The sequence below is a fragment of the Algoriphagus sp. genome, assembly GCF_046296635.1.
Taxonomy (GTDB): domain Bacteria; phylum Bacteroidota; class Bacteroidia; order Cytophagales; family Cyclobacteriaceae; genus Algoriphagus.
Genome location: NZ_JBKBKZ010000002.1, coordinates 121,945 through 148,271, shown reverse-complemented (window position 1 = coordinate 148,271; position 26,327 = coordinate 121,945). Strand labels below are relative to the sequence as shown.

23 protein-coding genes are annotated in these 26,327 nt (G+C 42.0%); 5 read left to right on the top strand and 18 right to left on the bottom strand.

Annotation, left to right across the window (positions count from 1 at the left end; translation table 11 throughout):
- Nucleotides 1–166: 166 nt before the first annotated feature.
- The 5 genes from ACK4HU_RS02785 to ACK4HU_RS02765 form a co-directional block, all read right to left on the bottom strand.
- Entirely contained in the window at nucleotides 167–787 is a 621-nt protein-coding gene (locus ACK4HU_RS02785; protein WP_409803323.1) for a lipoprotein signal peptidase, read from the bottom strand.
- A 13-nt stretch (nucleotides 788–800) separates the two neighbouring features.
- Nucleotides 801–4,172, bottom strand: coding sequence for an isoleucine--tRNA ligase (ileS, locus tag ACK4HU_RS02780; protein ID WP_409803322.1), 3,372 nt, complete (start codon nucleotides 4,170–4,172; stop codon nucleotides 801–803).
- Nucleotides 4,173–4,911: 739 nt separating this feature from the next.
- On the bottom strand, nucleotides 4,912–6,147 hold the full coding sequence (locus ACK4HU_RS02775) for a serine hydrolase (RefSeq protein WP_409803321.1): 1,236 nt from the start codon (nucleotides 6,145–6,147) through the stop codon (nucleotides 4,912–4,914).
- Entirely contained in the window at nucleotides 6,144–7,202 is a 1,059-nt protein-coding gene (locus ACK4HU_RS02770) for an aminotransferase class I/II-fold pyridoxal phosphate-dependent enzyme (RefSeq protein WP_409803320.1), read from the bottom strand. The genes ACK4HU_RS02775 and ACK4HU_RS02770 overlap by 4 nt, the downstream gene beginning before the upstream one ends.
- 8 nt (nucleotides 7,203–7,210) lie before the next feature.
- Complete coding sequence (locus ACK4HU_RS02765; RefSeq protein WP_409803319.1) at nucleotides 7,211–7,633, bottom strand: VOC family protein; 423 nt, start codon at nucleotides 7,631–7,633, stop codon at nucleotides 7,211–7,213.
- A gap of 60 nt (nucleotides 7,634–7,693) precedes the next feature.
- On the opposite strand from ACK4HU_RS02765, the gene ACK4HU_RS02760 reads away from it, so the two are divergent.
- From ACK4HU_RS02760 to ACK4HU_RS02740, 5 genes are all read left to right on the top strand, one after another.
- On the top strand, nucleotides 7,694–8,596 hold the full coding sequence (locus ACK4HU_RS02760; RefSeq protein WP_409803318.1) for a patatin-like phospholipase family protein: 903 nt from the start codon (nucleotides 7,694–7,696) through the stop codon (nucleotides 8,594–8,596).
- On the top strand, nucleotides 8,583–9,197 hold the full coding sequence (locus ACK4HU_RS02755; protein WP_409803317.1) for a class I SAM-dependent methyltransferase: 615 nt from the start codon (nucleotides 8,583–8,585) through the stop codon (nucleotides 9,195–9,197). Before ACK4HU_RS02760 ends, ACK4HU_RS02755 begins: the two co-directional genes overlap by 14 nt.
- A 206-nt stretch (nucleotides 9,198–9,403) precedes the next feature.
- Nucleotides 9,404–10,006, top strand: a complete 603-nt coding sequence (locus ACK4HU_RS02750; RefSeq protein WP_409803316.1) for a trimeric intracellular cation channel family protein — start codon at nucleotides 9,404–9,406, stop codon at nucleotides 10,004–10,006.
- A 149-nt stretch (nucleotides 10,007–10,155) separates the two neighbouring features.
- Nucleotides 10,156–11,049 (top strand): YitT family protein, encoded by an 894-nt coding sequence (locus ACK4HU_RS02745; RefSeq protein WP_409803315.1) that lies wholly within the window; start codon nucleotides 10,156–10,158, stop codon nucleotides 11,047–11,049.
- On the top strand, nucleotides 11,049–11,630 hold the full coding sequence (locus ACK4HU_RS02740; RefSeq protein ID WP_409803314.1) for an HD domain-containing protein: 582 nt from the start codon (nucleotides 11,049–11,051) through the stop codon (nucleotides 11,628–11,630). Before ACK4HU_RS02745 ends, ACK4HU_RS02740 begins: the two co-directional genes overlap by 1 nt.
- On the opposite strand, the gene ACK4HU_RS02735 is transcribed toward ACK4HU_RS02740, so the two are convergent.
- The 13 genes from ACK4HU_RS02735 to ACK4HU_RS02675 form a co-directional block, all read right to left on the bottom strand.
- Entirely contained in the window at nucleotides 11,627–12,748 is a 1,122-nt protein-coding gene (locus tag ACK4HU_RS02735; RefSeq protein ID WP_409803313.1) for a DUF4221 family protein, read from the bottom strand. The two genes, ACK4HU_RS02740 and ACK4HU_RS02735, sit on opposite strands and share 4 nt — an antisense overlap.
- A gap of 99 nt (nucleotides 12,749–12,847) precedes the next feature.
- Nucleotides 12,848–13,990: a DUF4221 family protein gene (locus tag ACK4HU_RS02730; RefSeq protein WP_409803312.1), complete on the bottom strand. Its 1,143-nt coding sequence runs from the start codon at nucleotides 13,988–13,990 to the stop codon at nucleotides 12,848–12,850.
- Nucleotides 13,987–14,466: a hypothetical protein gene (locus tag ACK4HU_RS02725; RefSeq protein ID WP_409803311.1), complete on the bottom strand. Its 480-nt coding sequence runs from the start codon at nucleotides 14,464–14,466 to the stop codon at nucleotides 13,987–13,989. The genes ACK4HU_RS02730 and ACK4HU_RS02725 overlap by 4 nt, the downstream gene beginning before the upstream one ends.
- Nucleotides 14,467–14,496: 30 nt before the next feature.
- A complete protein-coding gene (locus ACK4HU_RS02720; protein WP_409803310.1) occupies nucleotides 14,497–15,669 on the bottom strand; it encodes a DUF4221 family protein in 1,173 nt (390 codons plus the stop codon).
- Nucleotides 15,670–15,673: 4 nt separating this feature from the next.
- Nucleotides 15,674–16,822: a DUF4221 family protein gene (locus ACK4HU_RS02715; RefSeq protein ID WP_409803309.1), complete on the bottom strand. Its 1,149-nt coding sequence runs from the start codon at nucleotides 16,820–16,822 to the stop codon at nucleotides 15,674–15,676.
- A gap of 6 nt (nucleotides 16,823–16,828) precedes the next feature.
- Nucleotides 16,829–17,956 (bottom strand): DUF4221 family protein, encoded by a 1,128-nt coding sequence (locus ACK4HU_RS02710; protein ID WP_409803308.1) that lies wholly within the window; start codon nucleotides 17,954–17,956, stop codon nucleotides 16,829–16,831.
- A 1-nt stretch (nucleotide 17,957) separates the two neighbouring features.
- A complete protein-coding gene (locus ACK4HU_RS02705) occupies nucleotides 17,958–19,097 on the bottom strand; it encodes a DUF4221 family protein (protein WP_409803307.1) in 1,140 nt (379 codons plus the stop codon).
- An 11-nt stretch (nucleotides 19,098–19,108) separates the two neighbouring features.
- Nucleotides 19,109–20,248: a DUF4221 family protein gene (locus ACK4HU_RS02700; RefSeq protein ID WP_409803306.1), complete on the bottom strand. Its 1,140-nt coding sequence runs from the start codon at nucleotides 20,246–20,248 to the stop codon at nucleotides 19,109–19,111.
- Between the two features lie 73 nt (nucleotides 20,249–20,321).
- Nucleotides 20,322–21,692: an alkaline phosphatase family protein gene (locus ACK4HU_RS02695; protein ID WP_409803305.1), complete on the bottom strand. Its 1,371-nt coding sequence runs from the start codon at nucleotides 21,690–21,692 to the stop codon at nucleotides 20,322–20,324.
- A 200-nt stretch (nucleotides 21,693–21,892) separates the two neighbouring features.
- A complete protein-coding gene (eboE, locus tag ACK4HU_RS02690) occupies nucleotides 21,893–23,104 on the bottom strand; it encodes a metabolite traffic protein EboE (protein ID WP_409803304.1) in 1,212 nt (403 codons plus the stop codon).
- A gap of 17 nt (nucleotides 23,105–23,121) precedes the next feature.
- Nucleotides 23,122–24,276, bottom strand: coding sequence for a 3-dehydroquinate synthase (locus ACK4HU_RS02685; protein ID WP_409803303.1), 1,155 nt, complete (start codon nucleotides 24,274–24,276; stop codon nucleotides 23,122–23,124).
- Nucleotides 24,277–24,349: 73 nt separating this feature from the next.
- A complete protein-coding gene (eboC, locus tag ACK4HU_RS02680; RefSeq protein WP_409803302.1) occupies nucleotides 24,350–25,264 on the bottom strand; it encodes a UbiA-like protein EboC in 915 nt (304 codons plus the stop codon).
- Between the two features lie 3 nt (nucleotides 25,265–25,267).
- Nucleotides 25,268–26,179: a TatD family hydrolase gene (locus ACK4HU_RS02675; RefSeq protein ID WP_305353214.1), complete on the bottom strand. Its 912-nt coding sequence runs from the start codon at nucleotides 26,177–26,179 to the stop codon at nucleotides 25,268–25,270.
- Nucleotides 26,180–26,327: the final 148 nt, after the last annotated feature.

Genomic DNA, 26,327 nt, shown 5'->3' with positions numbered 1-26,327 from the left:
TCTGATAACTATATTTAATTATTTTAAGATTGGGTATTGTACATGCAAAATGGAAATTACTGAAAAAGTGCTTCCATTTTGAAAAAACTCCATAATATTTGAAAAATAAACGCAAAAAGCCCGAAAATTTGAATTTTCGGGCCAGGAATCAGTTTTTTATTGAAAATCAGGAAAGTGATTCGGTCTCTTCAGTGATGGGTTCTTCCTTTTTGTCGGGGAAAAATCTGTTTTGATAAATTAAAATTATAGCTACTCCGATGAATATAGATGCATCTGCGATATTGAATATTGGCCATAATGCCGTATAACTTCCGCCCCAAAGCGGGACCCATTCTGGAATATATCCTTCCCAAATATCAAAATAAAACATATCGACCACTTGCCCATGAAACCAAGGCGTCGGAGCATTGTACGGAGCATTATTTAGCCATACTCCGTAAAAAACAGAATCTACTAAATTACCGATCGCTCCACCCAGAATCATAGCAATGCAGAGTATATAAACTGGATGATTTTTCTTTTCAATGATATAATATAAATAGTAGCCTATGCCGACCATGGCTACCAAACGAAATGAAGTCAGAATCATTTTACCGTATTCCGAGCCGAGTTCCATCCCGAAGGCCATGCCTGGATTGGTGGTGTAATGCAGCTTAAACCAGTCGCCAAAAATCGGAATCTGACCCGGAGTACCAAAATCCATCTCAAAATGAACTAGCATTTTGACAATCTGATCGATGGCGATCACCAGAAATGCGATCCCGAAATATTTTACGTAGTTGTTCATCTGTGATACAGGCTTAAGCCTTTTCTACTTTTACAGCCAATTCAAAGTCATCCATATCCAACACTGTTCCATCGGTTACATGGCCTAGATTTAAGGTTACAGCCTGAGTTTCGGATTGAATATATTCTCCGAAAGAAGAAACTGAAGCTTTCACCAAGTCCTTCTCCTCGGACACAATAATCCTGATTTTATCCTGCACTTCCAATCCCATTTCCTTGCGGAGATTTTGGATGCGATTGACTAAATCACGGGCCACGCCTTCTTGCTTCAATTCATCGGTCAATGTCACATCCAGTGCAACAGTAACACCTTGATCAGAAGCTACAGACCAGCCCGGAATATCCTGTGAGGTAATCAATACCTCCTCCAAAGAAAGCTCGATAGGTTCTCCTTCGACTTGAACACCGATTTTACCTTCTCGCTCGATTTGTCCGATTTCCTCCTGTCCCCAAGCATTAATAGCAGCAACAACAAATCGCATTTTTGGACCCAGTTTCTTACCTAAAAGCGGTAAGTTAGGTTTCACGTTTTTCACTAAAATACCGGAAGCGTCATCCAAATACTCGATAGCCTTGATATTGACTTCTGATTTGATCAACTCCTGCACATGCTCGATTTGAGCTTGAGTTTTCTTTGACAAAACCGGAATCAGGATTCGCTGAAGTGGCTGACGAACTTTCATCTTTTCTTTTTTGCGCAACGAGTGAACCAATGAAGAAATGGTCTGTGCCAAATCCATACTTTCCTCCAGGTCGGTATTGATCAGGGAATGATCCACCGAAACCCAATCTGTCAAGTGTACAGACTCAAGTCCGTTTTCACTGGTTTCGTGGAGGTTTTTGTACATCCAATCCGCATAGAATGGAGCAAATGAAGACATCAATTGCGTCAGACTGAGTAAGTTTTCATACAACGTCTCATAAGCTGCCTGCTTGTCCGCATTCATATCCCCTCTCCAGAATCGTTTTCTCGCCAGTCGCACATACCAATTGGAAAGCTGATCTACGGTGAAATTCATGATCGCGCGAGTCGCCTTAGTCGAATCATAATTGTCCATCGCATCCTCCACCTCTTTGATGAGGGATTGAAGCTTGGAGATGATCCACTGATCGAGTTCCGCTCGATCGGTGACCGGGACAGACTTGGACTTGTCATAGACGAAAGCATCCAAGTTGGCGTAGAGTGCAAAGAAATTATAGGTATTCTGTAGTGTGCCAAAGAATCGACGCTGCACTTCAGCCACGCCATCTAAGTTGAACTTCAGGTTATCCCATGGATTGGCGTTGCTGATCAGGTACCAGCGTAAGGCATCCGGTCCATATTCCTTCAAGGTCTTGAATGGATCAACTGCATTGCCCAAACGCTTGGACATTTTGTTGCCGTTTTTGTCCAGGACAAGTCCGTTTGCAATCACATTTTTGAATGCTACGCTGTCAAATAGCATCACAGCAAGCGCATGAAGCGTAAAGAACCAACCCCGTGTCTGATCCACGCCTTCGGCGATGTAATCTGCAGGATAGTTGGCGTTGAAGATTTCCTCATTTTCGAAAGGATAGTGCCACTGCGCATACGGCATCGCACCTGAATCGAACCAAACATCGATTAGGTCCGTCTCTCGGAACATCTTTTCACCCTTGTCCGAGATCAAGATTACATCATCCACAAAAGGTCTGTGGAGATCGAGTTCCTTTCCTTCGTAAGGAGATTTTGCCATGAAACCGGCAGCTACCGACTTCTCGATTTCAGCATTCAATTCTGCAATTGAGCCGATGCATTTCTCTTCCGTTCCGTCACTTGTTCTCCAGATCGGTAGCGGCGTTCCCCAAAAACGGGATCGGCTGAGGTTCCAGTCCACTAGATTTTCCAACCAGTTGCCAAATCGACCCGTTCCGGTCGCTTCAGGCTTCCAGTTGATCGTCTTGTTGAGCTCGACCATCCGTTCCTTGTAGGCTGTGGTTTTGATAAACCAGCTTTCCAGCGGATAGTAGAGGATCGGCATATCAGTTCTCCAGCAATGCGGATAAGTGTGTTCGTATTTTTCGACCTTGAAGGCCTTGTTTTCATTTTTCAGAATGATGGAAATGATGACGTCAGTGTTTTTGTAGTCAGGGACTGTTTCATCATCCTTCGGGTAATTTTTCACAAAGAAATCATCCACTCCATATTCTTTGTGGGCGGTGATTCCATGTTCTTTCATCTTCTCAGAAAGGTATTCTCCGACTACAGGAAGAAATTTACCTTGTCTGTCCACAACAGGAATCTCATTTCCGAGTTCGTCCTTCACGAATACCCCCGGCACATTATTCTGCACCAAAGTCCGAAAGTCATCGGCACCAAAAGCCTTGGCCAAGTGCACGATTCCAGTACCATCTTCGGTGGTTACATAGTCACCGGAAATGACGGTAAAAGCAGGATGAGGTAATGCCAATTCCGCTATCGGGAACAGTTGCTCATATTCCCAACCCAGCATAGTTTTGCCTTTGAACTCCTCGATGACTTCGTAAGGGATCAATTTATCGCCCGGTTGATAGTCTTCCAGCTTCAGTTCAGCGGCCTTTGGATTGAAGTATGCACTCATTCTGGCTTTCGCCAAAATCACATTCCCAGCCTCGTAAGTGTAGGGATTGAAAGTTTTCACTTTTACATAATCCAGATTTTCTCCAATAGCCAAAGCTGAGTTGGAGGGCAATGTCCAAGGCGTCGTAGTCCAAGCAAGGATGAAGGTATTCTCTTCCCTTTTCAGGTTAAACTGAGCCGTGATTGAGGTGTCTTTGACATCCTTGTAGGTACCCGGTTGGTTAAGTTCGTGCGAACTCAATCCCGTTCCCGCTGCGGGGGAGAAAGGCTGGATGGTGTAGCCTTTGTAGAGCAGGCCTTTATCATAAAGCTTGCGAAGCAGTGCCCACAAACTCTCGATGTAATTGGAATCAAACGTGATGTACGGATCGTCCAGATCCACCCAATAGCCGATTTTCTCAGTCAGATCGTCCCACTCATGCTTGAATCGCATCACCGTCTCCCGGCACTTTTTATTGTACTCCTCGACAGAGATTTTCTTGCCGATATCTTCTTTGGTGATGCCCAATTCCTTTTCCACTTGAAGCTCCACAGGCAATCCATGCGTATCCCATCCGCCTTTTCGCTTTACCTGAAAACCTCTCAGCGTCTTGTAGCGGCAGAAAATATCCTTCAGCGCACGTGCCATCACGTGGTGAATTCCCGGCGTACCATTTGCCGAAGGCGGCCCTTCAAAAAAAGTAAAAGTCTCCGCACCCTCTCTGTTGGCGATCGACTTCTCAAAGATCTGATTCTCTTTCCAATACTGAAGGACATCTTCCCCGATCTGTGGGTAGTTGACCTGCTTAAATTCCTGGTACGTTTTCAATTTCGTGGGTATGATAAACTTGAAGAAAAGGTGCTTTTGGGCGTGCCCCCGGCAGAAAAAGCCGGGGTCGGGCTATCCGCTGTATCCCGTCTCCCCGATTGTCATCGGGGAGACGGGATGCCGCTTCTATCCCTCACGCGGGGCATCCCGCTCAAAACAAGGCACAAAGATAGAAGAATTGGGCTTTTCAGGGAAAGAAAATGCGAATAGCGTCAAAAAGGCAGTTTCAGTTTTCAGTAGGGAAGGCGCTAAGGGTTTTGTAAGTGGTAAAAAGTAAGTAGTAAGTTCTGTTAATTCACAAATCTCCACTGACTACTTACAAATTACTAAAGAAGGAAATGGGAGGATTTACCTATAGAGGAAAAGGAGGATTGGATTTCCGGAAAGTTCAACCCCATTCGGGGTTGTCATGTAAATATTTAATTCTTCGTTTCCCTAGGTTGCACCTAGGGCTATTGAGAAGTTCGATCTTTTCAGGATCGTTTTTCTTCATCATTAATCAATCCTTTCGGTAAATAATAAAAATCTGAACCCGACAGGGGTCAAACTTCTGAATACTTGTGCGCTACGCCACAGGCGCACAGGCATGGCGTAACCGCGGGTGAAAACCGTGGAACAGGAATGTGTAAAATATTCCCAACGACCCCAGAGGGTGTCGAAAAAAACCTCGATTCCTTATCGGTCATGCCCGCCTACCGTCAGGCAGGTTCGTGGCAAAAAAATGCTTTAGCTTTTGTCCCTAATAATCAAACTTTATCCCTTTCAAATCCGCAGGAATCTGCTTTTTTCGCTTCAACTCTCTTTGAAACAAGTATTCTCCCAACTCAGTGAAAAAGGGAAGGCCGATCTCTTCTGTTTCGTAGGTATCATCATTCAAAGTCTGATTTTCATTAGTGTAGATTACTGCTGTCACAAAGAATTCGACACCATTCTCAAAATCAACAAAATAGCTGCCGTCAATCAAGTGACCATAAGCCCAACCTGTCTTATTAAAGATTCGAAACTGGGAAGGAATTGGATTTTTATCCAGTCCAAATTTGTAAAACTTGGAGTAGCTATCGGTGTACTCCGACTGTGGATAACTAGGAAAATCACTTTCCCCCGGAAACATACTCATGTACTTTAGTACAAGGTTCCGATGTTCCTCATTGATTTCAAATCGCTCGATTCCAAGGAATGCTTGAGGAAAAACGATACGTTTCAGCACCCCGTCAAAATCTGAAATCGAAAACTTATTCTTGAAGGTAAAGTTCAAAGGCTCATTGATCAAAGAATCTCCTGAGAAATATGCCTTACCTATTATCGGTTTATCGGCGTTTGAATACACAGTTTCAGTACTTCTCGCTGGAATTTCTAGAATCACATTTCCGGACTTATCCACAAATCGAATGGGATTGAATTGCCGATTTTCTTCAGGACTCATGGGCATACTGAGTCTGTGATTGATCACTGTGTGAGTCAGTCCTTTTTCCTTCAGTTTCTGATTGATGAAATCCTGACCTAGCAATTCATAAAGTCGATTGAATGCATCATTGTCAGAAACCAACAGAATTTTCTTGATGTAATAAGCAATGCTCGGCATGCCTGATTCAGCCGTGCTATCCACCAAAGCCGCAAATTGAGATGGCCTAACAGAATCGGTCAACATGATGGTCTCAGCAGTCAAGCCTTTTATATTTTGTTCCTCCAGCCATTCCAAAGCCAATAATGCAATCGGCAACTTCACTGTAGATGCCGGATAAAAATAGCGCTCATCATCCAAATTAAACTGGAAAGTTGTCATCAAGGGATTAACATGTTCATTCCGGTCGATTTGCGTGTAGAGGATCTGAACTTGGTATTTGGAGGAATCTTCCAAGACCTTTTTCAAGGTTGGGTAATTCTCCAAATCAGATTGAAATGGCGCATTCTGCTTTTCGGAACATGAAAAAACAGATAGAGTCGCTAAAATAAATAGGAAGAGGTATCTAGTCATTTTGCTAGGTTTTGAATAATTCCATTGAGATACATCAAATCATCCAGTTCATGAAACCCGGAAATTACTATCCGATTCACGCTCGGACTATTGGCAGTCGGATATGAAAATGAGGAAGTAATAATTCCAGCTTTTTCAAATTCTCTGACCCAGGCATCTTCCGTATAAGCAAACGCCGGAAACAGTTTGCTCCCCTTGATTTGTGTGATGTTGGCCGTTTCTTGAGCAAAGATCCCGCAGGCATCTTCAAGCCAGCCTTTTTTCTCCAAATATCGATCTTCCATTTCCAAAAAAGTCCTCAAATGAGCTGGAGAACCCGGAGATGCTCCTCCAAATAAGGGCGTAGCTTTAATTTTTTGGATTTGCAGAGCAGAGCCCAAAATAATACCTGCCGGTAAACCCAAACCCTTGCCCAAGGAACCTGTAATCACTAAGTCAATCCGAGGGTCTGCCCATTGGTCATAAGTACCATAGATGCTAGACCCTAGCGTACCAAAGGCATGACTATCATCAATGAGTTGACAAACCTGATGCTTATTTGCGATTTCTCTAACCCAACTATAGTCGTGAATCTCGCAAAGTATAGGATTTAGGGCATTTCCTATGATGAGAATTTTCCTTGGTGAAAGCTTCTCAGAATTAGCTAAACAGTCATTTTTCCATTGTAAAAAATCTAATTGAGCAGAAGGCATATGGCCATCTGGTACGATAGCGGAATGCGAATCAGGGGCTATCCAAATTTCATCTGCCTCTCCAGTTAACGATTTGGATGCTGCGATTCCTGCCAAATATCCAGAACTTAGCACGGCTGCACCTCCAGCATTGACCGAAATGGAAAAGGATTCCTCAAACTCTTCAAATACTCGAAGCCGAATGTTGTTGTTTCTACTTTGTCCATGGTTAGCTCCATATTCGAAAAGGTTATTGGCCAGAATATCCAAAAAATCCATGTCTTGGGCCATCCCTAGATAGGAGGTTCCGCTGAAATAGAAATATTCTTTTCCGTCAATCTCGATCATCCGACCGATTCCGGTATCTAGGTAATGATTTCTCAATTCAGTCTTTATTTAGCAAAAATCTGTGTTGGATCTTGGAATGACTTGAACTCCAATGCATTTCCGCAAGGATCCAGGAAAAACATCGTCGCCTGCTCTCCAACTTCGCCTTTGAATCGAATATATGGCTCGATTACGAACTCCATTCCGTGGGATTTTAGCTTATCCGCAAGTTCGTGCCATTCTTCCCAACCTAGAATTGCGCCGAAATGACGAACGGGAACATTCTTTCCGTCAACTTCATTTGTCTTTGCATTGGCGAGTTCTTCAGGTTTGATGTGAGCGGATAGCTGATGTCCGAAGAAGTTGAAATCGATCCACTTATCAGTACTGCGCCCGATATCACACCCCAGTAAATCTCCATAGAAAGCGCGGGTTTCGGCAATGTCCCGAATAGGGAAAGCTAGGTGGAAGGGTTTAAATTCGCTCATAATGCTTAGTTTAGCAGATAATTTTTAGTCTAAATTAAAGTTTTTTCCAGCACTAAAGATATGTCAAAAAAGAAAACAGTTTCATTGGTTTTGAGCAGCGGCGGTGCGAGAGGATTGGCGCATGTCGGTGTGATTGAGGAGTTGGAAAGTCGTGGCTACGAGATTGCCGAGATTGCAGGTTGCTCAGCCGGAGCCTTGGTAGGCGGTATGTATGCGGCAGGAAAAATGCCCGAATTCAAAGATTGGATTTGCAATCTTGATCGGGTAGATGTCTTTTCTTTGATGGACTTCACTTTTTCCAGTCGGGGCTTTATAAAAGGAGAAAAAGTCTACAATGCATTAAAAAAAGTGGTCAAAGACTGTCAAATTGAAGATTTGTCGATTCCATTTTCCTGCAATGCGGTGGATTACAAGACGGGGAGGGAAGTGATTTTTCGTGAGGGGAGTCTTTATGGTGCAATTCGGGCTTCAGGTAGTATTCCCTCTGTTTTTCAGCCTGCACGGCATCACCGACATGAATTTATTGATGGTGGAGTGGTGAATCCCGTTCCTATTTCTCTGATTTCTACCCATGAAAATCGAATGTTGGTAGTCGTGGAAGTCAATGGGCCAGATATTCATTATGTCGAAGCTCCAAAAAAAGATGAAAAAGGAAACCGTTATTTGTCAATGCCAGGTTGGCTGAAAGATTATCGGGATAAGATGCGACACTATTTCCCTGAAGAAATTAAAGTGGAAAAACCAACTTCACTCAGTTCCATCAACCTTCTGACCAGATCATTTGACTTACTTCAAGATCGCTTTTGTGAATTGTTGATCGAAAAATATCCTGTTGATGTGACGATTCGCGTTTCACGAAAACAAGCTGGAACACTGGAGTTTCATCGAGCACCGGAGATGATAGAAATCGGACGACAAAAAGCTAAAGAAGCACTGGACAAATTGGAAAATGGAAATAACTGAACTAAATCGACTTTTAGGCAATGTGGATATCTACTTGCTGGATCAAATTCTGAAAGGGAGATTTACCAAAGAAATGAAAATCCTGGACGCAGGCTGTGGAGAAGGACGCAATACCGTGTATTTTATCCAAAAAGGCTATCAGATCTATGGAATCGATCCAAATGAAGTTGCAGTCCAATATTGTCGATTTCTTTCCAAAAGCTTAAATCCTGAATTTGATGCACATCGATTTCAAGTTGGGAGACTGGAAAAAATTCCATTTCACATAGAAGCTTTTGATGTGGTGATCTGTTCGGCAGTTTTACACTTCGCTGAAAATGTGGATAACTTCTGGCAAATGATCACGGAAATCAATCGCGTTCTTAAACCCGGCGGGATTTTTTGGTTTCGAATGACGACAGGTTTTGGAGGCATATTAGAAGAAAGTGAAGACTTTAGAAACGGTAAATTCTTCCTTCCTGACGGATCAGAGCGATTTTTGCTTACTCAGGCACATGTGGATAAGTTGGAGAAAATGGGTTTCCGACATTTAGAAAACCCAAAATCTGTCTTGGTACATGGACAGCGGGCGATGGGGGTGTTTGTGATGGAGAAAGAGTGAGGAGAGACTTTAGATTTAAGACGCAAGACAGGACAATGTTCAATTATCAAATTCAAAGTTCAATTTTCAAGGTTACATACCTCCTACTTGAAAATTGGTAATTGAACATTGGTAATTGAGCATTTTGAAGGGTCTTGTTTCTTCCAAGCCATTTCACCCTATACTCCAATTCAATATCTTCCACATCTCAATCCCCTTTCTAACCCATGGATCTTCAATACGGACTTGAACTTACCGGAACATTTGTATTTGCGATTTCGGGGGCATTGGCTATCCGAGAGAAAGAGCACGACCTATTCGGTGCTGGATTTACAGGATTTATCACTGCAATCGGCGGAGGAACGCTTCGTGATATTTTATTGGACAGTCATCCTTTGGTTTGGATTGGAAATGTGCAGGTGCTTTATGCGATCTTGGCAGGAATTCTAACTGCCTTTTTATTTCCGGCTATTCTCAGCAAACTCCGTAAAACATTTTTTCTCTTTGACACCTTAGGGATTGGATTTTTCACCGTTTTGGGTGTGGAAAAAGCCCTGAGTTTGGGCGTAAGGCCTGAAATAGCGGCGATCATGGGAATGTTTTCAGCGGTAATGGGAGGAGTAATCCGAGATACCCTCACCAATGAAATTCCGATTCTATTCCGAAAAGAAGTGTATGCCTCAGCCTGTTTGGTCGGTGCGATTCTCTATTTGATTCTATATAATTATGGAGTGGAACGAAACTACAATATGCTTATTTCCATGTCGCTGATCATCAGTATTCGCATGATTGCCATGAAATATAAGCTTAGCTTGCCACGCTTGGGATAAGAATTTGCCTCAACTTTCCAAAAAACAAAGATTATTTCTACTTTCCTTAAAGTTTCCGCTGTAGAATATTTGGGCAACCTAGGATTTTGATTAAATTTTCAGGAAATATGAAGATTGCAATACATGTACTTTTTAAATAAAATGCGGGAATGATATCATCCAGGCAGAAAATCGATTGGAAAGCAGTCTTCGATCCCGCATCTCTTTTTTATATCATAATCGGTGTACTCTGCGCAGCTGTTGCACTTGAAGCTTTTATGCTTCCAAATAAATTTTTGGATGGGGGCGTTACTGGCATTGCAATTATCGTCAATCTTAGATTCGGTGTGAATTTAAACCTACTCTTGGTTTTGATCAACATCCCTTTTCTTTGGATTGGCTGGAAAAAAATAGGTAAAACCTTTGCTGTTCAATCTACATTCTCAGTTCTTCTTCTGACTGTGGTGTTGGAATTTATGGAAATCACCCCTTTCACAGAGGATAAAGTGCTGATAGCAGTATTTGGTGGGGTTTTAATGGGCACCGGGATTGGGCTTATTATTCGTGGTGGAGGTTTGATTGATGGTTTTGAGGTTATCACGGAATATGTTCAGAAAAATTCGGCTTTTTCAGGCAGTGAAATCACAGTTTTCCTAAATTCTATTATCATGTTAGCCGCTGCAGTTTATTTTGGCACTGATGCTGCTCTATATTCCATACTGACCTACTTCACAGCAATCAAGATGACTGATTACGTGGTGGAGGGATTTGAAGAGTACACTGCTTTGACCATTATATCAAGAGAGGATGACAAAGTAAAAGAGCTTATTGTAAAGGAATTTGGAAAGGCAATATCAGTTTATAAAGGTGAAAGAGGTTATCTTCCAGAAACATTTCATATCAAACATCCCTGTGATATTATCATGACAGTGGTGACTAGGCTGGAAGTTCACCGAATGAAAGAGGCAATTCAACAAATAGACCCGAAAGCATTCTTTTATGTACAGACGATCAAGGAAGTAAAAGGAGGAGTGATCAAAAGGGTCGGTAAAAAACACAGCTGATGGTATTTGAGGAAATTCAACATACGGTCTATCAGGAAATTCTGGCAAAATTGCCTAAGCACCTGACGTATCACAATCTGGAGCATACGGCTTACGTAATAGAGAAAGCTATTTTTCTGGCAAAAGAACTGAAAGTCTCGGCCAATGACCTTCATTTGTTGAAGTTGGCTGCGCTTTTTCACGATACAGGCTTTATCGACAATCCAAAAGACCACGAGGAAAAGGGTTGCAAAATCGCAAGAGGCTATCTGGAAGAAGCTTATACGAACGAAGAACTTCAAAAAATCTACGGGATGATCATGGCCACCAAAATCCCGCAAAGCCCAACCTCACTTTTGGAAAACATCCTCGCAGATGCCGATTTGGAATACTTGGGTACCGATCTTTTTGAGAAAATCGGCAAAACCCTTTTTGAAGAGTTGAAGCACTTCAATCCGGATTTTACAGAGCAGGCTTGGGACGAATTGCAGTTGGTTTTTATGCAAAAGCACCATTTTCACACTGAGTACTGCCAAAAGCACCGCGAGCCAAAAAAACAAGAAAATCTGCTGACTGTAAAGAAAAGGCTGGGATTGGTTTAATACTTTATTTGAGGTTTAAGCCTAACGAAATACACTTCATCATCCTGATTAAGGAAAGTGTAAATCATTCCATCACGGACAAAAACTTTTGAGGGCAATTTAAATTTCTCATCCAGAAGAATTTCGCCCAGTTGTTCGAAATCAGTAGAAAATGCAGTAAGCACAGCTTTTGGAGACTCCATGGTAAATCTCCAGTAAACCTGATTTTTTTCGTCAAAATGAAAATTCCCATATCGGACTTCATTCAGCTTTTCTTTGAAAATTTCCTGAAATTTTTCTTCCGAGTCCACAGTTTCAGGAAATAAAGCCTGTGAAACCTGGCTAGTAAACTGGCTTCCATATGTTTTGGAACTGATCGAGTCAGTCTTCAAATCCAGAAAGTAAACCTTATTTTCTGCTCCGATTGAGAATACCACTGATTCACCCGTTACCAATAGATTGTTCGGTGGGAAGGTTGCATTAACAGGATGTTCTCCATTGTATAGGAATGTTGTCTGATATTTTTTCCAAGTTTTAAGCGATTCCAATGGAAAAATCTGCGCTTTTTGAGCTTCAAAATCAATTACAATCAATCCCTCTTTCGGATCAGTCATATTTTGACCTCCATAGAATGCCGCTAAAACTTTCCCATCATCGGACAAGGCTTGATCAAGCCAAACTCTGAGACCTTCAGGGAGAGATTTCAGAATAAATTCTTCCTTATCAAGTATATAAGAGCTGATTTTTTTTAGATCATTATCAAAAGTAGAAACTTGGTATCCATCACGGAAAATGAAATTTCCCTTAGGAGTGGGGTGAACTTTTGAAATATATTCTGTCCCCAAACCATTGGGTCCTTCCAAATCCATGGGAACAATCTTTTCTAGGTTAAGGGTTTCCAGATTCAAAATTTCCAAAGCGATCGGCTTAGTACGTTTGAAATTGTATAAGTATTTACCATCAGGAGATTCCCCAGAAGAAGATAGACTCCAATTGACATAAATCAGCTCATCACCGGCATCAACTTTTACTGTATCCATTTCTACGGAAATGTCAAGGAACTGAGGCTTATCAGATTTTTTTTCAGTCGAGCAACTTGCCAAGCCGGCGAGTATCAAAAGGGAGAAAAGATATTTCATGGGTTATTGAATTTTGGTTTAAGTCGTGATTTGTCAGGTTGACAAGCAGTGAAACCTAGAAAAATCAAAGTGAAAATCAAGTGTGTTTGTCTCATATATCTAAAATTTAAATTCGACCACCGCAAAGCCAGGATCTTCTTCTAAAATTGTGAAACTGTATAATTTCCCGTCTTTGAAAAATGGATTCATCGGAATCTTATCTACTTCTTTGATATGCTGCTCCCCGGTCAGCTTAAAGTCTAAATCATAACTCAATAGCCAAGTGTCAAAACCCAAAGATCTTCCTTGGTCGTCGTATCGGGCATTTTGGGAGGCTAGTCGAAAATAAAGCTGTCTAGATGAATCAAAAAACAAATCACGATAGTTGACCATTTTTCCTAATTGCCGAGAAACCTCCCAACGTTCCTCCTGTGTTGTTACTAGATTTCGAATGGCTCCGGATTTCTGTTTTAGAAGGATTCGGGGAGTAGTTTCTATCAGCGCTAGAGAATCTGTCTTCCAATCAAAAAGGTAAAATTCAGCCGTAGAAGTACTTCCAATTGCCAATTGATCATTGATCAAGAAAGATGAAATATTATCTCCGGCAGTGATACTCATATCCTTTTCTTCCTGCCTGACTTGGTAATCCTTTGTAATATCCAATGCGGGAAGTTTATACAGTTTTCCAGTTTGACTGGGCAAATCAACCACAACAAGCCGCAAAAACCACTCTCCATGTTTAAAAGGAATAGCCATCAACTTCGTGCGATCGGGACTTATCCAGATTTGAGGGAAATAACTGATTCCTTCCAACTCCTCCAAACCGGGAATTTCGGCCAATTGATTCGGGATAGATTCTACTTTTTTCCCATTCAGTTCATAGATTCCACCCATCCTTTGGGACAACATAAAAAACTGGTTGTCCGGCAATAGCTGAAATCCTTGAACATATTGAGGAGCCCGATCTGGACCATCTTTGGCCAAAGGATGGCGGGTCAATAGCCGCATTTCATCCAGATCGATCTCATGGATTTCCTGGTTTTCGGAATATTCATAATAGATCCGCTTACCATCGGGGCTGATTTGGCCTTTTTGATAGGCTCCAGCGATGAAAAGTTCCTCGCCGACGTCCACTCGAAGCGTGTCGATGGTGACAGTTAGATTCTCCAACAAATTGGAATTTGGAGAATCAGTTTTCTTTTCTTGGGAACAAGCTGAAATTAGCAAGCCCATACCAAGAATTAGTAAAAGGTGTTTTTTCATTGCAGTTGGTTTATTTTTTCGGTTACCTTATCAATGAAGGGGTGATATTTCATGGGCACATTACTTTTCTTTTGGTCTAACAACCAGAATTTTCTAATTCCATCAAAGTTATACTCAATGTAAAGGCCGCCCCAGTCACCTGCATCCGGCTGTCCAATTACAGTACTTGTTTCATTAAGCAAGTCCAATGGAAAATCATTAGTCAAGTCTTTCGTGTCATTAAACTTTTGGCTCGATAGTTTTCCCCATTTTCCAACATAAAAACCGGTAGAACTTGGATACCTGTCATTGCTATCTTCGAAAAGTTTGTCGTCCTCCAACCTGAAAATTTCGATGCATTTTTCCCCCAAACATTCTCCATAAAAGTGTCCAAAAATGATGTAACCCGATTTTGAAGGTTTTAAATCCTCGTTACAACCAGAAGTCAAGAGAAAAAAGCTTAGACAAGTCGTGATTAATATGGTTCGTATCATCATTAATAATTTTTCAGTCTCCATATGCGGCCACTAAAACTTAAAATCCATCACAGCGAAGCCCAGCTCATCCTCCACATTGACATAGGACCACAGCTTGCCGTCTTTGAAGAACCCGCTTTCTGGTATTTCGGTGACTCCCTGCAGCTTGGTTTCACCCTTAAGCTCCAGATCTTTGTCGTAAGCGAACATAAAGAACTCATACCTTTTAGGAGAGTCACGTGATGCTCGCGGAAGTCCGATTCGCGCAAAACGGTAATAACGCTGAAATATCTCATCCCAATAAAACTCTCCATATTCAATCTGGGTGTAGAGTTTTTCAATTTCGGCTTGGAATTCTCCTTCGCTCGAGACTTGATTTTTGATCTCGATATCTTTCTCTAAAGGCGCTAACTCATGAGGAAATACTTTATAGTAAAGACTATCAAGTTCAGGATCATAGACATAAACTGAATTGCCAAAAGTGGAAGAAAGTATGACTAAATCGTTTGGTTTTTGAAGCCTAAGTTGTTCTCCTTGTGAACTCCCTCCCCCTCCTGAATTATATTCGACACTGAAATTGAATGGTTTTTGGAATTCCGGGATTCCAAAAATCTCACCTGTCTGACCGATAGAATTCATGACAGCAAAATAAATTTCCTTAGTTCTAAAATTACGAGGAAGCGAATAGAGTTTTTCCGCTTTCTTATCCACTACCAAATCCGAGTTGATAGAATATGGCTCTAGATTCGTGTTCTGTAGCAGTTTTTCGCCATTCGGTTTAATACTTCTTAATTTTTTTCCTGACTCAGAGAAAAGGGCAGCATTTCCAAGTAAATCCGTCACCAAAAACTCACCGGAAGAAAGTATTCTGAACGTATAAACAAACCTAGTTACACCATCCGGGCCTTCTAGTTCGAAGGGATATCTATTGACTAGTTTCAAAGAATTCAGGTCAATTTCTTGGAGAATCAGCTTCTCTCTATCAAAAATGTAAAGCAACTTCCCATCTTCAGACACAGAACTGTAGACTTTTTTTACATACTCAACCAAGTTTCTGGTATCAATAATTGTTTCTCCTGAATCGATTATCACCGTGTCAACAGAAAGGGTCATTTTTTCCAGCACATTGGACGGTTCCTCTTCTTGAGAGATTTCTCTAGTGTCAGAATTGCTGGCGCATGCTGAAAAAAAGGCTAAGGCTAATATGAGAGGTAGTTTATTCATCAGTCTAAAATTTAAATTCCATTACAGCAAAACCTAATTCATCCTCCACATTGACATAGGACCAAAGCTGGCCATCTTTGAAGAAACTAGACCAAAGTGAACCCTTTACATCCTCCAATTTGGTTTCTCCCAGCACCTTGAAATTCTGATCATATACAAATAGATAATATTCTACCGAAGGAGGGCCAGGTTTGTCTCCCATGAAAGTTTTGGTTCCCAACCGAAAGTACAGCTGCCGACTATCGTCCCAAAGGAGCTCCATATAGTTGATATGCTCCAATATTTTTTTCTGATTTTCAAACATTTGTTCCGGTCCTGCTGGATTTTGAATGATCTCTATATCCATTGAGTTGGGGAAATTTTGGTGTTGGATATCAATAAATTCAAGCTTTTCTGTTTGGATATTCAATCTGTAAATCCCGCTCATGGCAGCATTGGATAGTATTACTTCTCCTGGAAGTAAGGTGATGTCACTTCCCACACTGTAAAAAGATGTTGCCATTCTTCCTCCTATTTCAAAAGTTTGTGTTCTGCTATAATCATTCACGACTTTCATTTTGGGGACGGGCAGGGAAGTGGCGGATTGAGTTTCTGGATTGAGAATCAACAGCATATACTCTCCAGCATCTGCGAAACTGGGATGGGAATAAATTTTTTTAGTACCAAAATCAAAGACAGATTTATCAAAAATGGCGTGCCTGTTTCTTGCCAAAATGGAATCTATTCCCGAGGGGACAAACATCAGATTTTGAAGTTTTTGGCCGTTTGGATCGAATATCACAACAGCCGAATTGCTTTTTAAATAAAGTTCGCCATTGGGACCAATTTCTAGATCAGAAACATAGCTACCTACCCCATCAGGCCCTTCCTCTTCGAATATTGACTTTTTTAGAACTTTCAGTTGATCCAAGTCCACTTGAACAAGCCTTTTTGGAGACTTTTCAAAAAACCAAAGTTGGCTTTTATCCTCATTTAGACTGAAGGGAAAAATTCCACCAGCAAGGTTCAGAAAATCCTCGCCCGCATCCACCATAATCGTATCCACGCTAAAAGTTAGATTTTCAAGGATATTTCTTGATTCCGCGTTTTCAGAAGTCTCTTTTCCACAGGAAAATAATGTTGAAAGGAAAAGGAGGAAGTAAAGTGTTTTCATAATGGGTCAAAACTTAAAATCCATTACAGCAAAACCCAATTCATCCTCCACATTGACATAAGACCAAAGCTTGCCGTCTTTGAAAAATCGAAGTCCAAAAATGTCAAGTGGTACCTCTTCCTCGTGGATTTGATTTAGTTCCTCATCAAAAACTGTCAATACTGACTTGTACACCACTGAGTCTGCGATAGTCCTCGATACATCTCGGGAAAACCTAAAGAACTTCCTGCTTTTATTATCGAAATGAAATTCCTTAAACTCTACTTCCCGATTCGCCTGATCAAACATCTCCCGCATTTCCAGATTAGAATTTGCAGTTGTCCTTTCAGGAAGGGTTTTCATATCCCGGGTAAGCTTGGATGTGTAGGTAATATGCCGAACCGAATCCGTCTCCAAATCAATCACATAGACTTCATTGAAATTCCCCGAGGAAAGCAGAAGTCGATTACCTACTTGTGTCTTATTTACAGGCTCAATCGTCTTCATGCGCATCTCGCCGTTTTCTAAAAGCGTCCGCACATAGGGCTGTAATGATTCCCAGATTTTGACAGGAATCTTGCGAAGGCTTAGGTCTTTGAGCGAAATCACAGCAAGTCCGCTTCTTGCCTGCTCTTCATCTTCTTTACCATAAGCCACATAAGCGGTCTGACCGTCTTCTGAGATGGAAAAACCAAAATCTAAAGTCTCGCCTGGTTCAAGTAATTCAAATTTTTGCCTTCGTAGTGCGTACAAAGTCATATTCTCCAGCTTGGGATCAAGCTGATGAATACCTGAAAAACCAAGGAAGAAAAAATCACCGTTTTTAGTGATTTTAACATTAGAAGAATTTCCAATTCCAAGCGGGCCTTCTTTGTCCAGTTTGATTTTTTCCTTAAGCCGGAGCTGATTCAGATCGATGACCTCCAGCTGTACCTCTTTGAAATTATAACTGTACAGATGGCTTCCGTCAGGAGAGAGCGAAGAGAAATTCAGAGCTTGGAGAAAAATAAAATCCTCTCCGGCATCGATCATCACCGTGTCGATGGTGTAAGAGAAATTTTCCAGGAATCCCATATTAGTTTCGCTTTCGGAAGAATTATCTCCGCAGGAAAAAATCAAAGGCAGGAAAAGTAATGCTACTAGTCTTCTCATCATTTTAAAATTTAAAGTCAAAAACAGCAAAGCCCAACTCATCATCCACATTGACGTAGTTCCAAAGTTTACCGGCTTTGAAAAATGCCGAATAGGGAATATCCTTAATCCCTTCGAGCTTTGCCTCCCCGATCAACTTAAGCTCCTGATCGAAAACGAAGATGAAAAACTCTCCTTTTCTTGTTTGACCTTCCTCCACCTGAGGTCCCCATATTCTCCCAAAGCGAAAAAACCGCTTATTCTCCCGATCGTGAAGGAGATTTCCAAAATAGATCTGCATCTGAGCTTTCTCCTGCTCGGATTTAAATGCTTGTTCTGAGGTAACTTTTTGAATGATCGGCTTATCTTTCTCGTTCGCGGTCAAAGTAAAATTATAGTCTATCAGGTACAGGGAATCCTGCTCGATATTATAATTATAGATCTTATTGTTGGCCGAATTAGTAATCAAAACTTGGTCTTCAATCAAGTTGACAGTAATTGACTCTCCATAATATTGAATCATATTATCTGTTCGAAATGAGAGATTGTATTTCAAAGCAGTCTCCATTGCCGGGATTTTGCGGAGCTTCCCAGATTTATTTTCCACATCAATGATTGCCAAATCAATGGTTTCTCCTAAGAAATCACCTGGTAGGGAAAACATATACTTTCCATTTTTGGTCAGCTTCAGCCCAGAGGTGAGCAAGTTACTTTCCACCTTCTCAAGCCCCGCCAATTCCTCAGGTTTCACATTGAGGTCCTTTACCTTCTCACCCTGCAAATTGAAGAGCCCATTGGAATTATATCCTCCCATGTACAAATCTCCATTGTCCATGAATTGCATGCTAAAAACATACTGACCAATGCCGTTGGGACCTTCTTTTTCCATGGGAAATTGCTTTTCCAATATCATATTGTCCAGATTGACCTGATTGATTTTGGTGTTCGCAACATCCAGTTGATAGATATATTTTCTGTCTTGGCTTAAAGCCGCAGTGCCCAGCCCTCGGGAGAGATTGATGATTTCTTCACCCGGATTGACCACGACTGTGTCCACAGTGTAGCTGAAATTCTCCAGAACTGTTCCTTTTTTTTCTACATTTTCGCCTTCTCCCCCACAGGAAAAAAGCACCAAAATCATCAGATAAACTGGTTTTAACTTCATGTTGTAGTTGATTAAAATTTAAAGTCTATCACCGCGAAGCCCAATTCATCCTCCACATTCACATAGGACCAGAGTTTGCCGTTTTTGAAGAATGGATAAGCAGGGACACTCGTTAGTTCTTTCAGTTGGGTTTCACCGATCAGTTTGAAATCTTGGTCGTATGCAAAAAGAAAAACATCAGCCTTTCGAGGAGTTTTGTCGTCTACTTTTGGATAGAAAATCTTCGCAAATCGGAAATATCGCTTACTGCCATCGTCCCAAATGAACTTCTCGAAGCTGATTTGCGAACTCAACTTGCCCATTTCATCCTCGAATTCCTTTTGTGAAGTCACTTCATTTCGAACCGTTCCTTCCTTTTTTTTCAGAACTAGTTTGTGGTCGAATGTTAATAACCTGAGCGAATCGGCGGTATAATCATAAAGGTAAGCATCACTTCCGGCGGTGGTTTGAATGATTAATTTACCATTCAGCTCCTGAAGGGAAATCTCCTCCGTGTAAACATTTATCGTTTCATCCGAACGCAGCACAATCCGAAATTCAGATGTGATATCCATGGCTGGAATATCGATGACTTTCCCTTTTTTGCTTGCAAAATCCACAACAACCAAATCTCGGGTACCTTCAAAGAAATTTCCGGGAAGGGAGAAAAGGAATTTTTCATCGCCTGAAATTCTGATCCCATTCCAAATACTGTTCTCATCGGAAGCATTCATTCCTTCTACATCAGCACCAGATACCTTGATGTCTTCCACTTTTTCACCTTGGAAGGAATAAATCCCGGTATTCTGAAAGCCGGCAAAAAGAAACCTTTCATTAGGTAATAGCTGGATGTTGGAAAGATATTGACCAATTCCATTTGGACCTTCTTTTTCAAATGGTAGTTTTCGCAAGAGCTTCAATTCCTCCAAATCGACTACCGATACACTTTTGTCTTTGTCATCCAAAAGATACAGTGTCCGCTTATCAGGTGAAAGATCTGAAAGCCGAAGCCCCGAAGCCAAATTAATGAGTTCTTCACCCGGATCGACCATGACCGTGTCAATAGTAAAACTGATGTCTTCTAAGACATTTGAAGAAGCGGATTTTTCAGAATTAGTTGTCCCACAGGAAAAAGTGATCAATGCGACAGCAAAAAAAGCAAGTCTCCTCATAGTAAATAATTTTACTACTAAACTAGCTTAGGAAAACTAAAATCAAAGAATAACCAACATTATTTTTGGAATATTAACTTCTTACTGCCTTTAGAATCAGCTCAAAAACTTCTGTAGCTTGGATGTTTCCACCAGAATTTATAGCTGCATCGGAGACAAAAAGTGGCTTGTCCAAGTCGGATTCAGGAATTCTCCCATGTGCGCCCTTCACCAATGTCGCATCCAAAGGAATCACATCCATCAGATAGCGGAAACCCAGCTTTTTCTTCAGCACTTTTGAGCCAACTGTCACCAAAGGAAACTTGATCTTTGGATCCAAAATGAGTTCCACAGGATCATAGCCGGGTTTGCGATGAATATCCACACATCGCGCATAGTCAGGTGCCTTTGCATTGTCCAACCAGAAGTAATAAGTAAACCAAGAATCCGCATCGGCAATCACAACCAAATCTCCTGATCGTTCGTGGTCGATGTGGTAGGCTTTTTTACCTGCTTCATCCAAGACTTTTTCCACGCCGGGCGTCTTTTCGAGAAGGGTTTTTACTTCCGCAAGTTTGGATTTGTCATTCACATGGATGTGTGCAACCTGATGATCAGCGACCGAAAAAACCGCTGAAGTTCCTGCGTCAAGCGTCTCTTTACCCAATTCATCTTTCACCTGAACCCAGCCCTTTTCTCTGAAAATCCGATTCAAGTGAACAGGCTTGTTAACCGTGGTGATGGCATATTCTGAAAGTAATAAAACCTGAGTTCCCTGCTTCTCAAAATAGGTGATCAGGTCTTTCGCCAAGTCATCCACTTCCTGTAGATCCTTACCGATTTTGTCAAAGTCAATCCCATACTTCTGAAGTCCATAATCCAGGTGCGGGATATAAATAAGATTCAGGGTTGGGTTATGCCATTGATCAACTTTCATGGCTGCCTCAGCGATCCAGCGACTAGATTCGATAGACGTTTTTGGTCCCCAAAAGGAAAATAAGGGGAATTGTCCGAGTTCCTTTTGTAGTCGCTCCCGAAGTTCCATAGGTTGGGAATGACAATCCGGCATTTTGCGTCCATCCTGAAGGTAAAGCGGACGAGGTGTAACCGCATAATCCACGCTCGAGTACATATTGTACCACCAAAACATATTGGCTACGGTAAAATCCGGATTTTCCTTTTTGAGCACTTCCCATACTTTCTCCGCCTGCACCAATTTATTGGATTGTCTCCAAAACTTGATCTCGCATTCGTCCTGGAAATACCATCCGTTACCTACAATTCCGTTTTCCGAAGGCCATTTTCCTGTCAAATACACCGACTGAGCCGAGCAAGTCACCGCAGGAAGCACTGGCTCGACAACCGCTCTTTGCTTGGTGTCAATCCAGCTCTTCAAAAAAGGCGTATGCTCTCCGATGACTCGTGGAGAAAGGGCAACTATATCAAGGACGACGGTCTTCATCATAATTTTTTCTAAAATCATTAAGCGGCACCCAACTACGCTTTGGTTTAGGCCTTCATTTACGAATTCAGATTTACGATTTACGGCCTCAAATTGAACTTCAATCCTTGTTCTCAAATAGGTTGAAAATCTGAGAAAAAGCCTGAAACTACTCTGAGACTCGTAAATCGTAAATCAACAATCGTAAATCACAAACCTTCAGACTACTCCATCTCCCCAATCACCCAGCCCAATTCCCGAGCAATAGACTCTCCCAAACTCAGGCGTGTATCTTCCGGTAAAACTTCCCAGGTATAGGTCTCAACTTCCAGATGTTGGGTGATTTCTGGATTGGATAAAATTTCTTTGAGTACAATTGAAATTGTCTCTTGTGTGGAAGAAAATGATCCGTAATTCTCCATGAAAACAGGCACATGGAAGTGTATTCGCCATTCTTTCTCTTTGGTATCCGCTAAGGTTGCCAATGCCTGAGGAAGGTCTGAATAGGATTTTAGCATTCCATCTTCCTGCTTTGCCACCACTTGATGCAGGTAGGTGGACTCTACAAATGACTGTAATTTTTTACCCAAGCTAAACTTCCCGTTGGGAGTTTCAGGAATCGAAACTTTTAGCGCTGCGGAAATCTGAATTTTGCCAATTTGGATTCCTGCATCTTCAAACTTCGCAAAAGTATCAGCCGGCTCTTCATAGACGATTGCAAAATGACAGACATCATAGCAAACCTGAATATGGGTTTTTATCAACTTTTCAGCCTCTTCTTCGGATATATCAAATTTCTCAGCAAGCCATGGTTTACCTTTTGGAAGCAACCAATCAGTAAAAAGTCTAACCATATCATCGGAATTCTCCAAAACTCCATCCGGTTCAGGCTCAATATCGAGGTGCATCAATTTCCCTGTGATTCGGTGAATCAGCACCAATTGCTCCACTACTTCCAGCAAATGCTGAGTTGCGGTTTCCATACCTTTATTCAATGCCTCAGCAGACTTAAACCAATGCCGATACGAAATCGGTGAGGTTGAGATTCCGCCTACCATTCCCTGAGGCAAAAGTTGGGACAAAATCTTGAAAGATCGAATGGTATAATCCCGGCGTTCTATGGTAGTCCAATCTGGCGAATGCACCTTTTCTTTTACGATATGGCGATGAAAATCACCATAAGGAAAGCAATTTAGGGTAAATACATACGCATTGAACTTGCGCATCCAGGCCTGGAATTCGTTTAGCTTTTCAGGTTTTTCCAGTTCAATGGATGCTTCATTGGAAAGTCTCAACCCAATCCCAAATGGGCCCTCGGCTTTCAGTCGCTGTCGGACCTCAGGGATATAGATTTTGAGGTTTTGAAAAGTGGCTTCCCAGCTTTCACCGGGATGAATATTGCTGCAATAGCTCAGATGAAATCCCTTGATGTCCATATTTGTAATTTAAAAAGTCAGGAAGTAATCAGACTGGATTTTTCCTGAAATGATTGAAGCAAATCTACTGATTGGCGGATTAATTTCTCATCCATTTCGTGAACTTCGATTCCTTTTCCGAGTTTTTCCAAAAGCGTAATCGTCAACTGACCACCCAAATGCTCCTGGAATTCTTTCAGCCCCTTGATCAGATTATCGCCTTGCAGTTCAGGAGCATAAAGCTCAAAACCCAAGGTCTTCATCAAATTGATGATCCGATTCAAATCATCTTGTGAAATTTTCCCTTTCAAAAAGGAATAGGTAGAATCCAATGCAATCCCGATCGCAACAGCCTCGCCGTGTCTAATTCGGAAATCAGACAATTTTTCCAATTTATGCGCCGCCCAATGCCCGAAATCCAAGGGTCGGGATGAACCAAACTCAAAGGGATCTTTCCCGGAAATATGATCCATGTGCATTTTGGCACTTCGGATAATATGTTCCTTCATAGGCGCCATATTTCGATTTGCAAGCGCTTCACCCTTCGCCTCTAGCCACTCGAAGAAGCTTAAATCCTTGATCAGCGCCACTTTTATAGCTTCGGAAATTCCTGCTCTCCAATCACGATCATCAAGCGTTTTCAGGAAATTAAAATCGTTCAAGACAGCATTTGGAGGTGTAAATGTGCCGAGATAATTCTTTTTGCCGAAGGCATTGATACTGTTTTTCACCCCAACGGCAGAGTCATTTTGCGAAAGCACAGTCGTCGGAATGCGAATCAGACGAATGCCCCGGTGGGAAATTGCAGCCGCGAAACCCACCATATCCAATACAGCACCACCACCGATCACCGCAATGTAGGAATGGCGATCAATTCCATATAAATGTGTGGCTTCAACGATTTGCTGATAAAATGACTCGTCATTTTTACAAGCTTCACCACCAAGGACTATGATGGGTTCGGCGGCCAAAGTAAATACGACTTGGAAGGATTCGGAGTAAGCTTTTATCTGTTGGACTAATTGCGGGTGAGTATCCGCAACTCCGCTATCGATTACAAAAAGTACTTTTGGAATACGCTCTCCCCGAAGCACATCAGCCAAAATGGTGTTTTTGGGATCAAAAAGATCCTCCGTAAAACACACCGGATATCGGAAAGGAACTGAAAAGGTCTGTTCGAGAATGGTATTCATCAGAATGGCAATAGGTTATTGGGCAATTACCGCCTTGAAGACAATTTTAGCGGCGATTTAGTTTAATTTTTACTCAGGTTACGGCAAATTTTTTGGCTAACCAAAGGGAAATAGAAAGAAGGAGCAAAACGATGATTCCAATGGGCCAACCTGAGAAAGCTGTCGCTATTGAAGCATTGACGATGATTAGGGAAATTACAGCAGCTTTGACCGATTTTCCGATGAATTTGGGTTCTTGAGTTCGGATGGCTTTGGCCAAAGGCGGAAAGATCATGTAGCCGAGCAAAGCTAAAAAAGGTATAATCTGCAAGTAGCCCGGACTCTGCAGATAGGCCAAGGCAAATATTGCAAAGAAGATTGAAGCATACATTATACCTCCACCAAAGAGGGCTTTACGATTTTTCCCATGCACTTCCCCTCTACTGATCATGGTAATGGCTGCCACGTAAATCAGAGGAATTAAAGCTATCGGCCAGATTTTCTCCAATACTTCAGGTGCAACACTGATGCCCAAAAGCAAATTGCCTGATCGGCAAAGACCCATATTGATTGGTCCAATAATCCGCTGATGCTTTCCCCAATAATCATAAAGCACCGCCAAAACAGCAACTGCTGCAGCAATTATCGCAGCCGTCCAATTGACCTGAGCTGCTGCAAGCACTCCAAAAACGAGAAGAGCAAAAGACATGATAATTGCTTTGGATTTAGATGCTCGACCACTTGGAATGGGCCTTTCGGGCCGCTCTATGGCATCTAATTCCGCATCTGCAATATCATTGAAGGCAACTCCTCCAGCATACAATCCTATTGTACTCAATGAAAGCCAAAGCAGATTTTGCCAAAACTGTTGGTCACCATAAATCCAATTGGTAGCCATATAATCCCATGCACCGGCAATAGCAAAACCCGCCCAGATATCTGCAATCGCCGTGATTACATTGGCCGGGCGAGTAAGTTGGAGGTATGGGAAAATTCCGTGTTTGGCCATAGATTAATTTTCAACTCGGTCGGCAGGACCTTCTACTCGCGGAACTTGACCGCCACGTAGGACAGAGTTTCCACCCAGTTTCTTGGTTTGGTCAATGGAAGGAGCTTTGAGCCAATCGTTTTCATCCATTTGTCCGCTCAGGCCGAAAACAGTCAAAGCATTTTGATAAGTTGTAAGTCGCACGTGCTCCTCAGGAATTCCCATTTTACGCATCAGGTTGGCAGTTTTTGGCACAGCCAAAGGATCAGAAATCCCCCAGTCAGCCGCAGAATTCACGATTATGCGCTCGGGTCCGTATTGCTTGACGATTTCCACCATTCGCTCCGAACCCATTTTGGTATGTGGATAAATGGTAAAAGCTGCCCAAAATCCCCGATCCAAAACTTCTTTCACTGTCTCTTCATTGTTGTGATCGACGACCACCCAACCGGGATCCATTTGATGCTCTTCGGCTACGTCCATGGATCTAGTAGTTCCTTTTTTCTTGTCCCGGTGAGGAGTGTGGATAAGTACCGGGAGATTGACATCTTTTGCCAGTTCGAGCTGCAGGCGATAAAACTTGTCTTCGGCCTCAGTTTGATCGTCATAGCCGATTTCGCCGATGGCTACTACGCCTTCTTTCCCCGCAAAAAGCGGCAAAAGCTCCATCACTTGCTCGGCCAAAGCCACATTATTGGCTTCCTTGGAATTTAAGCCCATCGTGCAGTAGTGCACAATCCCAAATTGACTGGCTCGGAATCTCTCCCAACCTACCAAAGTGCTAAAGTAATCTTTGAAAGAACCCACTTCAGTTCGAGGTTGACCCAACCAAAAGGCAGGCTCGATAGTCGCAACAATTCCGGCTTTTCGCATGGCTTCATAGTCGTCTGTCGTGCGTGAAACCAAGTGAATATGAGGATCTATGTACATTTCCATTTTTTCAGGTTTTAATAATTCAAACTTAAATTTTTATGTGTATCGGTAATCATGCACACACCGAATTAGAAACTGGCTTTGATGATTAATTTGGGCAACTCCCCCTTTTTTAAAGGGGGTAAGGGGGATTTATATCTAATAATATGGT

Coding starts and splice junctions, on each gene's coding strand:
- ACK4HU_RS02715 (WP_409803309.1), bottom strand. CDS start 16,822: ATGAAAACACTTTACTTCCTCCTTTTCCTTTCAACATTATTTTCCTGT.
- ACK4HU_RS02755 (WP_409803317.1), top strand. CDS start 8,583: ATGGAAATAACTGAACTAAATCGACTTTTAGGCAATGTGGATATCTAC.
- ACK4HU_RS02765 (WP_409803319.1), bottom strand. CDS start 7,633: ATGAGCGAATTTAAACCCTTCCACCTAGCTTTCCCTATTCGGGACATT.
- ACK4HU_RS02705 (WP_409803307.1), bottom strand. CDS start 19,097: ATGAAGTTAAAACCAGTTTATCTGATGATTTTGGTGCTTTTTTCCTGT.
- ACK4HU_RS02720 (WP_409803310.1), bottom strand. CDS start 15,669: ATGAATAAACTACCTCTCATATTAGCCTTAGCCTTTTTTTCAGCATGC.
- ACK4HU_RS02785 (WP_409803323.1), bottom strand. CDS start 787: ATGAACAACTACGTAAAATATTTCGGGATCGCATTTCTGGTGATCGCC.
- eboC (WP_409803302.1), bottom strand. CDS start 25,264: ATGGCCAAACACGGAATTTTCCCATACCTCCAACTTACTCGCCCGGCC.
- ACK4HU_RS02685 (WP_409803303.1), bottom strand. CDS start 24,276: ATGAATACCATTCTCGAACAGACCTTTTCAGTTCCTTTCCGATATCCG.
- ACK4HU_RS02730 (WP_409803312.1), bottom strand. CDS start 13,990: ATGAAAAAACACCTTTTACTAATTCTTGGTATGGGCTTGCTAATTTCA.
- ACK4HU_RS02675 (WP_305353214.1), bottom strand. CDS start 26,179: ATGGAAATGTACATAGATCCTCATATTCACTTGGTTTCACGCACGACA.
- ACK4HU_RS02740 (WP_409803314.1), top strand. CDS start 11,049: ATGGTATTTGAGGAAATTCAACATACGGTCTATCAGGAAATTCTGGCA.
- ACK4HU_RS02725 (WP_409803311.1), bottom strand. CDS start 14,466: ATGATGATACGAACCATATTAATCACGACTTGTCTAAGCTTTTTTCTC.
- ACK4HU_RS02775 (WP_409803321.1), bottom strand. CDS start 6,147: ATGACTAGATACCTCTTCCTATTTATTTTAGCGACTCTATCTGTTTTT.
- ACK4HU_RS02745 (WP_409803315.1), top strand. CDS start 10,156: ATGATATCATCCAGGCAGAAAATCGATTGGAAAGCAGTCTTCGATCCC.
- ACK4HU_RS02750 (WP_409803316.1), top strand. CDS start 9,404: ATGGATCTTCAATACGGACTTGAACTTACCGGAACATTTGTATTTGCG.
- ACK4HU_RS02710 (WP_409803308.1), bottom strand. CDS start 17,956: ATGATGAGAAGACTAGTAGCATTACTTTTCCTGCCTTTGATTTTTTCC.
- eboE (WP_409803304.1), bottom strand. CDS start 23,104: ATGGACATCAAGGGATTTCATCTGAGCTATTGCAGCAATATTCATCCC.
- ACK4HU_RS02760 (WP_409803318.1), top strand. CDS start 7,694: ATGTCAAAAAAGAAAACAGTTTCATTGGTTTTGAGCAGCGGCGGTGCG.
- ACK4HU_RS02695 (WP_409803305.1), bottom strand. CDS start 21,692: ATGATGAAGACCGTCGTCCTTGATATAGTTGCCCTTTCTCCACGAGTC.
- ACK4HU_RS02700 (WP_409803306.1), bottom strand. CDS start 20,248: ATGAGGAGACTTGCTTTTTTTGCTGTCGCATTGATCACTTTTTCCTGT.
- ACK4HU_RS02735 (WP_409803313.1), bottom strand. CDS start 12,748: ATGAAATATCTTTTCTCCCTTTTGATACTCGCCGGCTTGGCAAGTTGC.